The organism is Mesorhizobium sp. B2-4-12, assembly GCF_006441575.1.
Lineage (GTDB): Bacteria > Pseudomonadota > Alphaproteobacteria > Rhizobiales > Rhizobiaceae > Mesorhizobium.
Genome location: NZ_VFVC01000074.1, coordinates 1 through 14,437, shown reverse-complemented (window position 1 = coordinate 14,437; position 14,437 = coordinate 1). Strand labels below are relative to the sequence as shown.

At 64.4% G+C, this 14,437-nt stretch carries 10 protein-coding genes; 7 read left to right on the top strand and 3 right to left on the bottom strand.

The window, feature by feature from the left end:
- The first annotated feature begins 257 nt into the window (after positions 1–257).
- Positions 258–1,406: an amidohydrolase gene (locus FJ934_RS26765; protein WP_140613413.1), complete on the top strand. Its 1,149-nt coding sequence runs from the start codon at positions 258–260 to the stop codon at positions 1,404–1,406.
- A 590-nt stretch (positions 1,407–1,996) separates the two neighbouring features.
- Entirely contained in the window at positions 1,997–3,958 is a 1,962-nt protein-coding gene (locus FJ934_RS26760; protein WP_246671652.1) for a mechanosensitive ion channel family protein, read from the top strand.
- A 138-nt stretch (positions 3,959–4,096) separates the two neighbouring features.
- On the opposite strand, the gene FJ934_RS26755 is transcribed toward FJ934_RS26760, so the two are convergent.
- Entirely contained in the window at positions 4,097–5,638 is a 1,542-nt protein-coding gene (locus FJ934_RS26755) for a winged helix-turn-helix domain-containing tetratricopeptide repeat protein (protein ID WP_140613411.1), read from the bottom strand.
- Between the two features lie 290 nt (positions 5,639–5,928).
- Here FJ934_RS26755 and FJ934_RS26750 point away from each other — a divergent pair, with 290 nt between their 5' ends.
- The 3 genes from FJ934_RS26750 (at position 5,929) to FJ934_RS26740 (ending at position 9,316) form a co-directional block, all read left to right on the top strand.
- Positions 5,929–6,651: an alpha/beta hydrolase gene (locus FJ934_RS26750; protein WP_140613414.1), complete on the top strand. Its 723-nt coding sequence runs from the start codon at positions 5,929–5,931 to the stop codon at positions 6,649–6,651.
- A 314-nt stretch (positions 6,652–6,965) separates the two neighbouring features.
- Positions 6,966–7,970, top strand: a complete 1,005-nt coding sequence (locus tag FJ934_RS26745; RefSeq protein WP_140613410.1) for an NADP-dependent oxidoreductase — start codon at positions 6,966–6,968, stop codon at positions 7,968–7,970.
- Positions 7,971–8,101: 131 nt separating this feature from the next.
- Positions 8,102–9,316, top strand: a complete 1,215-nt coding sequence (locus tag FJ934_RS26740) for an alpha-D-ribose 1-methylphosphonate 5-triphosphate diphosphatase (protein WP_140613409.1) — start codon at positions 8,102–8,104, stop codon at positions 9,314–9,316.
- A 299-nt stretch (positions 9,317–9,615) separates the two neighbouring features.
- On the opposite strand, the gene FJ934_RS26730 is transcribed toward FJ934_RS26740, so the two are convergent.
- Positions 9,616–10,125 carry a hypothetical protein gene (locus FJ934_RS26730; RefSeq protein WP_140613408.1) on the bottom strand — a complete coding sequence of 170 codons (510 nt, stop codon included), beginning with the start codon at positions 10,123–10,125 and terminating at the stop codon, positions 9,616–9,618.
- Position 10,126: 1 nt separating this feature from the next.
- Positions 10,127–10,969 (bottom strand): class I SAM-dependent methyltransferase, encoded by an 843-nt coding sequence (locus FJ934_RS26725; RefSeq protein ID WP_140613407.1) that lies wholly within the window; start codon positions 10,967–10,969, stop codon positions 10,127–10,129.
- A gap of 82 nt (positions 10,970–11,051) precedes the next feature.
- Here FJ934_RS26725 and FJ934_RS26720 point away from each other — a divergent pair, with 82 nt between their 5' ends.
- Both FJ934_RS26720 and FJ934_RS26715 read left to right on the top strand, forming a co-directional pair.
- A complete protein-coding gene (locus FJ934_RS26720; RefSeq protein WP_140613406.1) occupies positions 11,052–11,960 on the top strand; it encodes a LysR substrate-binding domain-containing protein in 909 nt (302 codons plus the stop codon).
- A gap of 146 nt (positions 11,961–12,106) precedes the next feature.
- A complete protein-coding gene (locus tag FJ934_RS26715) occupies positions 12,107–14,134 on the top strand; it encodes an amidase (RefSeq protein ID WP_140613405.1) in 2,028 nt (675 codons plus the stop codon).
- Positions 14,135–14,437: the final 303 nt, after the last annotated feature.

The window sequence follows — 14,437 nt, the reverse complement described above, 5'->3', positions numbered from 1 at the left end:
CTCTCGGGCCAAAGGGCAGTGCAATCGCATACGGCAGCGCCGGCCCCTCTCCGTCCGCTGCGCGGCCACCTCTCCCCCATTACATGGGGGCGAGGAAACGCCAATCTCCGAAGTCGCGGCTTTGGGAGGCTTGGTTCCTCGCCCTCACAAAGTGGGGAGAGGTGGCCGCGCAGCGGACGGAGAGGGGGAGCGCCCTATGCGATTGTCCTCGCCTTGTGACCGGCATGTCACGAAGAACGCAGCGGAGGCCAAGAAGCATGACCCTCACCAACCGGGACATTGTCGAGCTGACCGAATGGCGGCGCAAGCTGCACCGGCAGCCGGAAATCTCGAACGAGGAGGAAAATACGGCCAAAGAGGTCGTCGCCTTCCTCGCCGATACCGCGCCGGACAAGGTGCTGACCAGCCTCGGCGGACATGGCGTGGCTGCCATCTACGACAGCGGCAAGGCGGGACCGACGGTGCTGTTCCGCTCCGAACTCGACGCGCTGCCGATCGCGGAACTGTCAGGCGTGCCGCATGCCTCGCAGGTGCCCGGCAAGTCGCATATGTGCGGCCATGACGGCCACACCGCGATCCTGGCGTCGCTTGGCCGCCAGCTCGGCCGCCAGCGGCCGGCAAGCGGCCGCGTCGTGCTGATGTTCCAGCCGGCGGAGGAGACCGGCAATGGCGCGGCCGGCGTCGTCGCCGATCCGCGCTTCGGCGAGATCGCGCCGGATTTCGCCTTCTCGCTGCACAATCTGCCGGGCGTGCCGTTCGGCGAGGTGCGGCTGAAACCCGGCGTGGTCAACTGCGCCTCGCGCGGCATGCGCATCATCCTGGAGGGCAAGACCGCGCATTCCTCCATGCCCGAGACCGGCATCTCGCCGATGCCGGCGATCTCGGAGCTGATGCCGGCGCTACCCGCGCTCGGCCGCGCGACCTTCGCCGATGACGACTTCGCCATGGTCACCGTCACCCATGCCGAGATGGGCGAAGCCGTGTTCGGCATCGCGCCTGCCCATGCGGAAGTCTGGGCGACGCTGCGCACGCGGCGCGACGAGCGCATGGCGGATCTGTGCGCCGCCGCAGAGGCGCTGGTCAAGGAGATCGCCGCCCGCCACCGCCTCGCTGCCTGCTGGGACTATCACGAGATCTTCGTCGCCAGCGTCAACGCGCCGGACGCGGTGCAACACCTGCGGCGCGCCCTCGACGAAGAAGGTGTCGCGCACGGGCAGGAAGCCCTGCCGATGCGTGCCTCGGAAGATTTCGGCCTGTTCGGCCACGGCGCCCCGTCGGCCATGTTCTTCCTCGGCGCCGGGGAGAAGCACCCTGCCCTGCACAATCCGGACTATGATTTTCCCGACGACCTGATCCCGATCGGGTCGAGGATTTTCATGCGCACCGCCCGCAATCTGCTGGGCTGAGCTTGGCTTAACTCAGCCTCCGAGGCGGCAAGTCGCGCGCGCGGTTGCGGTCGACTACGACCACCCTTGACCGACACAGACACCCGGTGGCGCGCTCGCTGTCCCGCCGCATTATCGACCGTCATGCAACGGTCTGGCTCGGAACGATGAGGCTTGCACCACAACATCGGTTTCTTCAAGGTAGGAGCAACGGCGGACATAGATGTCGCTGCTTGCCGATTTGACCGGAAGGTTACAGCACCATGCCACTCAGGATTCGACGATTGGCCGCCAGGACCCTGGCGCGCCCGGCGCGACGTCTCGGAGATCTGACTGCGATGTTTGTCCTGATTGCCAGGCCGCTCGTCTTTGGAATCGCCCTTTTGTTGGCTGGTCCGACGCAGGCGCAGGCGCCGGCGAGTGTCCCGCCTGAAAAGGTCAAACAGCTGTTCGAGCTTCTCGACGACCCGTCGGTGAAGACCTGGGTGGCCGAACAACGAAATCAGGACGCCAGGCCGACGCAAGCGCCTGCCGAGACAGGAGCTTCGCCGGCCGGCGCATCGTCGGACGCGGTGGCCGCACCAGGCCAGATGAATACGATGGCATCCTCGATGCTCGATCGGATCAGGCATCATATCGAAAGAATCGTGCGAACCTTGCCCTCGCTGCCAGGCCAGTTCGCCCGCGTTCGGGCAGCAACCATGGAGGATATGTCCAGCAAGGGATCCGCCGGCGTACTCTTGCTGATTGCGATGTTCATCGCCGCCGGGCTGGCGCTCACCTGGGCAACGTACAAACTCACCCGTCCATTTCGTCTTTGGATCATCGCGCAGCCGAAGGACACCCCCACCGGGCGAGCCAAGAAGATTGGCGGCCGCACGCTTTATTCCAGCATGCTGATCGTCTCCTTCGCGCTGGGCAGCGCCGGCGCGTTCATGTTGTTCGACTGGCCGATGCTCATCCGCGAGATTGTCCTGACATTTCTGATGGCTGCGGTCGTTACATGGGGTGTGCGCATGTACGTCACGGCCTTGCTCGTCCCTTCCTTCATGAACGTCGAGAACGCTGTCGAGGTTCGTGCCTTGCCGATCACCAACGAAACAGCCGACCATTGGACTTATTGGTTATCCCGGATCGTCGGCGTCTTCGCCTTCTTCGCCGCCGCGTTTTTCCTCTTGCCGGGTCTCGGCATCGATCGGGATGGAATGCTGGTGCTGTCGACGGGCGCCGATTTCGTGCTGCTGCTGCTTTTCCTGCTTGCCGTTTGGCGTCGGCCAAGAACACAGCGAGACGGTGCGCGCCAAAGCGGTCACACGGCAGCGACATGGTTGGCGACTTGCTATTTCGTCGTTCTGTTCCTGCAGCGCATCGCCGGTCTTGATGTATTCTTCTGGTTTACCTTCGCCGCGTTCTTCCTGCCCGGGGCAATCATGCTGACGCAGCGCGGGGTCAATTTCGTCCTGCGGCCGGGTTCGGAAGATGCAGGCCGGCCGACGATCCCGGCGGTGACGATCGCTGCCATCGATCGCGGAATCCGGATGATCTTGATCCTGGCGGCGGCTTACTTTCTCGCGCGTGTCTTGGGTCTGGACATGCAGTCCATGCAAGATCGCGATACGATGACCACGCTCATATTGCGCGGCTTGATCAATGTCATGGTCATTGCACTTGCCGCCGATTTCGGCTGGTCGATCATCAAAGCCTTGATCGAACGAAAGCTGGGCATCGAAACGCCGCACGCGGTCATCGGCGAGGAGGACGTCCCGAACCTCGATCCTCAGCAGGCGCGGCTGCGCACGCTCTTGCCGATCATCCAGAACATTCTGCTCGCAGTGATCGTGGTGATGGCGGTGCTGATGATGCTCGCGTCGGTGGGTATCCAGATCGGCCCGCTGATCGCCGGCGCCGGCGTCGTTGGCGTCGCTGTGGGATTTGGGGCACAAACCATCATCAAGGACATCATTTCGGGCGTGTTTTTTCTGCTCGATGATGCGTTTCGCGTCGGCGAATACATTACATCCGGACGTTATGTCGGAACGGTGGAGAGCTTTTCGCTGCGCTCGGTGAAGCTGCGCCACCACCGTGGCCCGCTGTTCACAATACCTTTCGGCGAACTCGGGGCGGTCCAGAACCAGAGCCGTGACTGGGTCACGGACAAATTCAACATCACCGTCGGTTACGACACCGATATCGACTTCGCTCGCAGGCTGATCAAGCGGATCGGCCTCGAACTGGCGGAAGATCCCGAGTTCAAACACTGGGTGCTCTCGCCGATCAAGATGCAGGGCGTACAGGAGTTCGGCGAGTACGGCATCGTCTTGAGGGTCAAGGTCACAACCAGACCGGGAGGCGCCTTCGCCATGAAGCGCAAATTCTATGTACGAATTCGCCAAGTCTTCAAGGAGCAGGGCATCGAACTCCCATTCCCGACCGTTCACGTCCAGGAGCTGCAGAACCCGCATGGACCGGAGGATGCGCCGTTGGAGATCACACCCGAGTTGAGAATGGCCGTCGCCCAGTCGCACACCAACCGGCGCAGAAGAAAGGTGGCACAAGAAGCAGGAAAGCCGTGACGCCTGCCGGTCACGGCGCGGCTTCCACATAGCGCCCACGGCGGGGACACTCCTGAGATGCCGAACGCCATCCAAGCCACGCCGGCAGCACTCCGGCCTGGCTTCAAACCGGCCCTGGCCTTCAAACCGACCTAGTCCTTAAACAGGCAGGCCCGCCCTTTGAAGCCCACTCTTGATCCTCTCCATATCCTGCGGATCCCTGAAGGGCATCTGGCCAATGCCTTCCGCAAACGAATAGTCCGGATTGATCGCGATCAATTCGCTCCAGACCTGGCGGGCGCCCTCATCGTCGTCCAGCAGACCAAGCACCGCCGCCAGATAGGCGCGGCTCATATCGGTCTTTGGAACCAGCAAGATGCGCTCGCGCAGCAAGGCGGCCGCGGTTTCGTATTTGCCGGCGATGAGGTGCGCCACTCCCAGTTGGTGCAGATAGAGATGCGAATAGAGCGGGTCGAGGCGGATTGCCCGCTCCATGTCCGCGATCGCCGCCAGGGGCTTTCCCGAATACATGTTGAGCATGCCGCGCAGCGACAGCGAAGGCGCGAAGTTCGGGTTGAGCGTGAGCGACATCTCGACCTCCGCTGCCCAGCGTTCGAAATCCTTCCGGTACATCGAAACCAAGGCGGCCACGCCATGCGGAAACGGGTCGTTCGGGTCTCGATCGATGGCTTCATCGACCAGCCTGCCGGCCTCGGCCAGCGCGCAACCGGGGTCGCTCACCCAGCGATTGTAATAGGCATGCGCCATCGTCATTGCGAGCGCGGCGTAGGGCGCCGCATAGGCGGGATCGTGATCGATCGCCTTGCGAAACAGTTCTGCAGTCCGCCTGAAGACATCGGCATTCTGCGTCGCGCCCCGTTGCATCGCGCGGCCCCGCAGGAAGCAGTCATACGCCTCTATGTCGGTGGTTCCGGCCGAGGTGATTCCAGGCCATTGGGCCGCTTCCTTCGGATTCAAGGCGATGTGGAGTTCGCCGACGATCTTGCGGGCCACTTCCTCCTGGACCGCGAACATGTCCGCCAGCTCGCGGTCGTAGCTTTCGGCCCATATGTGCGCGCCCGTCTCGCCGTCGCTCAGCTGCGCGACGATCCGCAGGCGGTTGCCGCTCCTGCGCACGCTTCCCGCCAGGACATAGCGGACGCCCAGATCCCTGGCGACGGTGCGGATGTCGACCGATTTTCCCTTATACGCAAAGCTCGAGCTGCGGGCGATGACGACCAGCCCGGAGAGCTTCGACAGCATCGTTATGATCTCTTCGGCCAGCCCGTCGGCGAAATACTCCTGTTCGATGTCGGTGCTGAGGCTGGTGAGCGGAAGAACGGCAAGCGACGGCTTCGCCTGCGGCTGGACCGTCTTGTTGGCTTCATCGAGGCCTGGCCCGAGAAAGCGATAGCCGATGCGGGGCACCGTCGCGATCCATTCCCCACCGTCCGGCATCGGTCCAAGCGCCTTGCGCAACAGCGCGATCTGCACCGAAAGATTGCTCTCCTCGACGACGCTGCCCTGCCAGCCGGCGTCCATCAGCTCGGTCTTGGTCAGGATCTCGCCCTGCCGCTTGAGCAGTGCGTCCAAAAGCAGAATGCCCCGGCGGCCCAGCGCCACGGGCTCTCCCTCGCGCAGCAGCGTCCCCTTGTAAGGGTCCAGCGTAAACGGGCCAAAAGCGGTTGCTTGCTTCGACATTTTCTGGGTGCTGGCGCGGCTTAGGAAATTGTTCGCAGATTATTCGGCATCGCTTCAATACGCGAGAGCCCGTTTCAAGACACCTTTCTCCAGCGCGCGCCAGAGGCTGACCAAGGATCTGCTCGGCCCTGCACTGCAGGATCGTTCAATCAGCGGACGCTGAAGCAGCCCTGGCGTGGGCCGGTGAAGAGTTCGCGATGAACTTGCCGCCGCAACCAGGTTCCAAAGGAGAAACTTCAATGTCGACTGCTTTAACCGCACTCGTCTCGGCTACCGCACTTGCCTTGGGCATGTCGGCAACGAGCGCAATCGCCGCCCCGGTGAAATCCATCGTGCTGGTCCATGGCGGATTTGTCGATGGATCCGGCTGGGAAGGCGTCTATGACATCCTCAAGAAGGATGGCTATGAGGTCACCATCGTCCAGAACCCGACCACATCGCTCGCCGACGATGTCTCGGTGACCAAGCGCGCGATTGCAGCGGCATCGGGCAACGTCATCCTCGTCGGCCATTCCTATGGCGGTGTCGTCGTTTCGGAAGCCGGCACCGATCCCAAGGTGGCGGGCGTGGTCTACATCACCGCTTTCGCGCCGGATGCCGGCGAATCCGTCTCGAGCCTGATCGCCAACCCGCCGCCCGGCGCTCCGGTGCCGCCGATCCTGGCGCCGGTCGATGGATTCCTGTTCCTCGATCGGGGCAAGTTCGCCGCGTCGTTCGCCGCCGATGTCCGCCCGGACCTTGCTTCCTTCATGGCCGACTCCCAGGTTCCCTGGGCCGTGGCCGCGCTGGAGGGCAAGGTCAGCGCGCCTGCCTGGAAGGTGAAGCCGAGCTGGTACCTGGTGGCGACCGAAGACAAGATGATCCCGCCGGATGCCCAGCGCGCCATGTCCAAGCGCGCCGGCTCCACCGTCGTCGAGGTTCCGGGCAGCCACGCCATATACGTGTCGAAACCCGGTGCGGTTGCCGAACTCATCGAAGAGGCCGCGCAGACGGCGAAGCCGCTCGGAAATTAGCCGGTTTCTTTTCTACCTATCCAACCGGCGGCATGAGCAGAAAAACATCCAGGCTTGACGCACTTCGGCGGGCACGCCCGCCTCGCCGCGGTGGGCAAGCCGCACACCGGGTTCCGCGCGAACGTGAATGCGCTTGTCGGATCGTGGCGGGTCCTCGGCGGTGACTGGAGAGGATGGCGGGCTTACACCTGCCATCCGCACGGCGCATGGGTCGCCACTCCGTCACTCGACAAAAAGCCAATGTCGGCAAATCTGGCGCTCAGCTTTGCGCTGATCCGAGGACATGGCATGCTCCTGCCGAGAGGCTGAGGTTTATGCACGCATACGTTCTCAAGCGCTATGGCGGCCCGGAAAGCGCGCGGATGACGGAGGTACCGGCGCCCGTGCCGGGGCCGCGCGATCTTCTCGTCGAAGTCCGGGCCGTGGGCCTGAACCCGGTGGATTTCAAGTTCCGCCAGGGAAAGCTGCGCGCCATCCTGCGGCCAAGGCTGCCGCTGGTGCTTGGCAACGAACTCGCGGGCAATGTCGTTGCCGTTGGCAGCCAGGTCGGGCGGTTCCGCGTGGGGGATCCTGTGTTTGCCCGGGTCGCCAAGGAACGCGCCGGCGCCTTCGCCGAGCAGGCATGCGTCGATGAGGACCACGCCGCTTATATGCCCCGGACGCTGGATTTCACGGACGCGGCGGCGGTCCCGCTGGCCGGGCTGACCGCCCTGCAGACGCTGAGAGACCTGCTCGGTGTCAAACCGGGGCAGAAACTGTTCATCTCCGGCGGCGCCGGAGGGGTCGGCACCTTTGCCATTCAGATCGCCAAATGGCTCGGCGCTCATGTAACGACGACCGCTTCGAAGAGAGGGGAAGCGTTGGTGCGCTCCCTCGGCTGTGATGAGGTGATCGATTATACGGTCCAGGACCTGTCCAGCGTGGAAAGCAGATTTGACGCGGGACTTGACCTGATCGGCGGCAAGGTGCTGGAGCAGATGTTCGATATCATGAAGCCCGGAACCATGATCGTTTCGGTGGCCGGCGTACCGGAACCGCAAACCGCTATCAGGGATCTGGGCGGCCGCAAGGTTCTTTCCGCCGTCCTCTGGCTCGTCAGCTACGGCATCCGGGCCCGAGCCCGCCGCAGAGGCGTCGGCTATCGCTATTTCTTCATGCACCCAAGCGGCCGCGATCTCTCCCTGCTTGCCGAACTCATCGAGCAGGGGAAACTGAAGGTTGTCGTCGACCGGACATATCCATTTGCGAAGATCGCCGAAGCGCTCGACTATGTCGAAAGCGGACACGCCAAGGGAAAAGTGGTTGTCACGATCCGATAGGTTGACGGCTCGCCTGCCCCCCGCGATCTGCTGGTGTCGCCATGATCGGTGTCTTCCATCGCCCGACGATGTCGCCGGCCTCGTCGACGGGGAAATCCGCCTTGAAACAGCATTCTTGCACGAGACATGACATGTGGCTGAGTGAATTCGAAATTGTCCTGCGCGACCGCGTCATCGCCTGCGGCGCCCTCAGGATCGAGAACGGCAGGATCGCCGAGATTCGCGACGAACCCGTTGAGCAGGCCGACATATCCGGTGGCGGCCGCCTGCTGTTGCCCGGCTTCATCGACATGCATGGCGACATGGTGGAGCGGGAGGTCGAGCCGCGCATCGGCGTCCACGTGCCGATGCGGATCGGCATCGCCGAGCTCGACAAGAAGCTCGCCTCCTGCGGCATCACCACCGCCTATGCCGCGCTGTCCTTCATCGGTGCCAGCGTCACCAGCGGCGTGCTGCGTTCGGAAGATCATACGACCACGATCATCGACACCATGACCGCAATGAAGGCCGACCTGCTGGTGGATCACCGCATCCATGCCCGCTTCGAAGTGACCTTCACCCCGGCGGTTCCCATGCTGCAAAAGCTGATGGACGCAGGCAGGCTGCACCTGATCTCGCTGATGGATCACACGCCCGGACAGGGACAGTACCGCGACGTCGAACTCTACATCGCCCGCATCGCCAAGGAGCGCGGCATGTCGGTTGCCGCGGCATCCGAGGTCGTCGGCAAGCGCATGGCCGGCCGCGAGGGCCAGGGCGATGTGCTGAACGGCCTGCAGGACCTTTCAGCCCGTGCGCGCGCTCGTGGCATCGTGCTCGCCTCGCATGATGACGACACGCTGGAAAAGGTGGAGCTCGTCCACGGCCTCGGCGCCATGCTCAGCGAATTCCCGGTGACCCTGGAAGCGGCGCGGGAAGCCCGCAGGCTTGGCATGCACACCGCCATGGGCGCCCCAAACGCGCTGCGCGGCGAATCCTACTCGGGCAATCTTTCCGCCCGCGAGGCCTACGAGGCCGGGCTGCTTGACATGCTGGCCAGCGATTACCACCCGGCCTCGATCCTGCCGGCCATTCTCGGCCTGGCGGAACCGCGCGACGGTGGCCTCGTGGCGGCGGCGGCGCTGACAAGCGCCAACCCGGCCGCGGCGCTGGGGCTCACCGACCGTGGCGCCATCGAGCCCGGGCTGCTGGCCGATCTGGTCGTGGCTGACCGCCAGCCCGTGCCGCGTGTGCGCGCCACCTTCCGCGCCGGCCGCATGATCTATGGCGACGGCACGCTTGCACCGGCGCGAAATGCGCAACATTCTCAGGTTGAACGGGCGACCGCCGGCCTTGAACTGCTGTAAAAGGAAAGCCGTTCCACAATTGCTGGAACTGCTCTAAACGTCGAGCACGACCGTCATGCCCCGGACCTCGGCCATTTCGAGCAGAAGGTCCTGCAGGCTTTCGAGGGTCGGCGCGGTGCCGGTTGTTGCTGTCAGCTCCGCGATACTTTACTTTCATGGAAATAGCCGCGACTCCGGTTTTCTCGGACAGCAGCCGTCCGATGGCCGCGCGGGCATTCTGGTCAGGCATGATTCCCCTCTCATGCTGGGATCTCGGCACGGTTTTTTCAATGATATGGGTCGCCGCTCTCCCGTCCTTATCACGGATAGGAGCCCTGAACCGCCTCCGGCTGCCGACGCATCAGCAGATAGAACGCGGCGACATGCGTGATCATCAGCAGGGGAACATAGATGATCGGAATCGCGTAAGCCGCGCCCAGTTCTCCGGCCAGATCGGGAAGGCCGAGCAGAACCCCATGGTAATAGTCGACGACGATGTCGACTGCCCCGACCAGATTGAAGGCGACGACGAACAGCCGGAAGGCTGAACGCATCCGCACCGTGAGAAGCGCCAGCATGGCCAGCAATCCGGTGGCGAAGTCGGCGTAGGCGGCGAAGACCGCGAAACCGGCGGGCAGATTGGTGCCGACGACACCGGGAAGGATGAAGACCAGCCCGAAGAAACGGAAGCTGTGCAGCGTGGCGATGGCGCGTTGCGCCTCGATCGGGTCCATCGATCTGAGCCTCGGCCAGATATAATAGCCGAAGCACAGCAACCATGGCACGTAGCCCAAGGCGAGATGGATATTAAAGATCGTTGCCGGTGACATCTCACGCCTCCTGCCAGGCCTTGCCCGGAACGGCTTCGAAGACGGCCGTCAGGATGCCCAGCCGGTCCTCGCCGAGATTGCGCCCGAGGTTGGCGGCAACGCCCGCGAAACCCGATCCCATGACAACGCCAAGATTGAGCAAAGCGGGCGGCCCGGACGCCCGCAGCTGGGCGAACCAGGCCTTGGCCGTTGCGGTGTCGTCCTGCCACACCAGCGGCTCAAAGCCCGCCTGCTCGATCAGCGTCCGCGTTTCGGCCGCTGTGAGCAGAAAACTCTCCGCTGGAGTGCGCGCCCAGGGAACGGGGTAGTGAGGGTCGCCGCCGTTCAGCACGACGTCATAGGTGGCAAACCGGCCGCCCGGCTTCAGCACCCGCCTGATCTCGATGTAGAGCCCGTCCCGGTCGGCGATGTTCATCGCCACGTGCTGCAGCAGCACGACATCGAACTGGCCGTCGTCGAAGGGAAGCGCCAGCGCACTGGCGGCCTCGAACGTCACCTTTCCGCCCAGTCCCGTTCGTTCGGTCAGGTAATCCGCCGCCTCGACGAACGGCTCGCTGAGGTCGACGCCGGTCACCCGGCAGCCATAAGTCGCGGCCAGGAAGCGGGCCGGCCCGCCAAGTCCCGATCCAACATCCAGAACCGTTGTGTCCGGCCCAATCCCGGTCAGGCCGGCAAGTTCGGCGGTCGCCGCGAGTCCACGGGTGTGGAACTGGTCGAGCCCGGCCAGTTGCTCCGGCATGAGCCGCTGGTCCTCTGGTCCGAGAGCCGCCAGCGCCGTCTTGAGACGCTCGGTCAGGCCGCTGGCGTGGTAATGGGCGCGCACGCCGTCGAGATTGTCTGTCATCGCGGTTTCCTCTGGTTTCGTCCTTGCTGGAGACATAGGACCGCTTTCAGGCCGCGACTATCCGCGATAATGTCGATGTGCCATGAAGCAGAACTTCACAGTAAGGCAGGGCGCGCTCGATGGCGTCGAGGCCTTCCTGAGCGTCGCCCGCCATCGCAATTTCCGAAAGGCGGCGGCGGAGCTTAAGGTGACGCCGTCGGCGATGAGCCAGGCGATCCGCACGCTCGAGGCACGCATCGGGGCGGCGCTCTTCATCCGCACCACGCGCAGCGTCGGCCTGACCGAAGCCGGCGAGCGTTTCCTGTCGCGCGCCGGGCCAGCCTTCGAGGAACTGGTCGCGGCAAGCGAAGTCGCACGCGATCTTGGCCAACGCCCGACCGGACTGCTGCGCCTTTCGGTGCCGCCATCGATCGTGCCGGTCCTGCTGGAGCCGCTCATCGCCTCCTTCTGCCAGGCCTATCCGGAGATCGAGCTGGAGATCGTGGCGGGTGGAGAACTCGTCGATCTTGCCGCCGAGGGCTTCGACGCCGGCATCCGGCCCGGCCAGTTTATCGCCTCCGACATGATCGCCGTGCGCTTGACGCCGCCGCTGCCATTCGCGGTCGTCGGCAGCCCCGACTATCTGCGCCAGCGCAAGGTGCCCGAACAGATCGAGGATCTGCGCGCCCATGCGTGCCTGCGCATGCGCCGCTCGAACGGATCGATCGCGCCCTGGCCCTTTCTCGACGGCAACAAACCGGTCGAGGTCATCGTCTCCGGGCCGCTCATCGCCCATGATTATCCAACGCTGCTTGGGGCGGCGCTAAAGGGGGCCGGACTTGCCCAGGTCCCCGCGCCGCTCGCCAAGCTGGCGATCGCCGACGGCCGTTTGCAGGAGGTGCTGAAGCCCTTCGCCGCGAACTCGTCGGGGGTTTTCCTGTACTACCCGGCAAAGCGGCAAATGCTGCCCAAACTGCGCGCGTTCATCGACCATGTGAGGCACCAAGGGTGATGCCGGGGCTCCGGTGCGCGGGTGAGCCAGCTTGGCTTGCTATCTTGGCTTGCCCCAGCTTGGCTCGCAACAAAACGCGATTGGCTCTTGCCGAAGCGAGTCGCCGCCTCCATCCATGGCGTGCGGAAAACAGCCTGGGACCAATGATGACCGATGCCAGCCTAAACCTTGTCGAAGCGACGATCGACCAACTTCGAACCGCGCTCGACGACGGCGCCGTCACCAGCGTCGAACTGGTCGCGGCCTATTTGCGCCGCATCGCGCATTTCGACCGCCATGGCATCAGCCTCAACGCCGTTCCGGTGCTCAATCCGAAGATGTTCGAGGAGGCCGCCGCTTCGGACTGGCGGCGGCGCGATGGCGCCACGCTCGGGCCGCTCGACGGCATCCCCTACACCGCCAAGGACAGCTACAAGGTCGAGGGCCTGACGGTGGCCGCCGGCTCGCCGGCCTTCGAGCACCTCGTCGCCAATGAAGACGCCTTCACCATCGCCCGGCTCAGGGCCGGCGGCGCGGTGCTGATCGGCCTCACCAACATGCCGCCCATGGCCAATGGCGGCATGCAGCGTGGCGTCTATGGCCGCGCCGAAAGCCCATACAACGCCGACTACCTGACCGCCGCCTTCGCCTCGGGCTCGTCCAACGGTTCGGGCACGGCGACGGCTGCCTCATTCTGCGCCTTCGGCCTTGGCGAGGAAACCTGGTCGTCGGGCCGCGCGCCGGCCAGCAACAACGCGCTGGTCGCCTACACGCCCTCGCGCGGCGTCATTTCCGTGCGCGGCAACTGGCCATTGGTGCCGACCATGGATGTCGTGGTGCCGCATACGCGCAGCGTGCCCGACATGCTGGAACTGCTCGACGTCATCGTTGCCGACGATCCCGTGACGCGGGGCGATTTCTGGCGCGCGCAGCCCTGGGTTGCGTTGCCGAAAAGTTCGGAGACAAGGCCGCAACGCTATACCGACCTGACGCTCACCGGATCGCTGAAGGGCAAACGGCTCGGCGTGCCCAGGATGTATATTGGCCGCGACAGCGAGGCCGACCGCCCCATCGAAACCCGCGCCTCGGTGCTGGCGCTGTGGGAGCAGGCGGCGACCGATCTCAAGCAGCTTGGCGCCGAGGTGGTGGAAGTCGATTTTCCCGTCGTCTCCAACTATGAGCGTGACCGCCCCGGCGCCCGCACCATGGTCGAACGTGGGCTGGTGCCGCAAGACTTCGCCGACCGCGAACTCTGGGACCTCTGCGTCTGGGGTTGGGACGACTTTCTGCGCGCCAATGCCGACCCTGCTTTGCCCGATCTCGCCTCGGTCGACGGCCCGAAGATTTTTCCCCAGCCGCCGGGCACGCTGCCCGATCGTTATGAGGGCGGCTTCGACCTGTCGGAATATGTCGAGCGGGCGAAATCCGGCGTCACACACTTCAGGGATATCCCGACGATGGAGGAGGGGCTGAAGGGGCTGGAGGCGACAAGGCGCATCGATTTCGAGGACTGGCTGGACGCGCAAGGCATCGACGCTGTGGTGCTGCCCGCCGCCGCCGATGTCGGGCCGGCCGACGCCGACACCAACGAAGCATCCGCCGCACTTGCCTGGCGCAACGGCACCTGGGTCGCCAACGGCAATCTGGTCTGGCGCCATTTCGGCATTCCGACCGTCACCGTGCCGATGGGAATGATGGCCGACATCGGCATGCCGGTCGGCCTGACCTTCGCCGGCAAGGCCTACGAGGACGAAAGGCTGCTGCGCATGGCCGGCGACTACGAACGGTCGAGCCGGCGCCGCACAAGCCCGCCACGCACGCCGGAACTGGCCGACGATGTGTTTTCGCGCCGCCCTGCCCAGGCCGGCAGCGGCGAGGCACGTACGCTCGCCATCGCATTGGCCGCCGAAACGCGCACTTTGGGCGATCAAGACGAAATCGTTGTCACGCTGGACCTGCCCGTTGAAGCAACCGAGGCGGAGAAAGCCAGCGTCAAGGTGCATGTCAACGGAGAGGAAATTACCATGCAGCGGGATGGCACGCGCCTAACCGGCCGCGCGCTCATCCCGGCCGCCGAACATCGGCGCTTCCACAGCGTCTGGCGCGGCTCGTACGGCTCCATTGTCACGGCAGTGGTGCGGCTGCAGGACGGGCGCGCCGCCGGAGCCTATGCGGTTACCGGCGGGATTGGGTGAGGACAGCGGCCACCACGCCTTCGTCATCCTAGGGCGAAGCAAGGAGCGAAGCGACGCGGCGCAGACCCCGGGATCCATGCCGGGACTGTGACTTAAGAATGCATCGGTCCAGAACATCGTTTGCACCGGTCGCCGGTTCAGCCAACTTGCCTTCCACGACACCGACCGAACTTTCTCCACCGTCGTACCGCTCAAAACTCACGGCATGGATCCTAGGGTCTCCGCGGCGTCGCTTCGCTCCTTGCTACGCCCTAGGATGACGAATGAATGCGCCAAATGGCGCTTGTGGCTACCCTCGGGCCG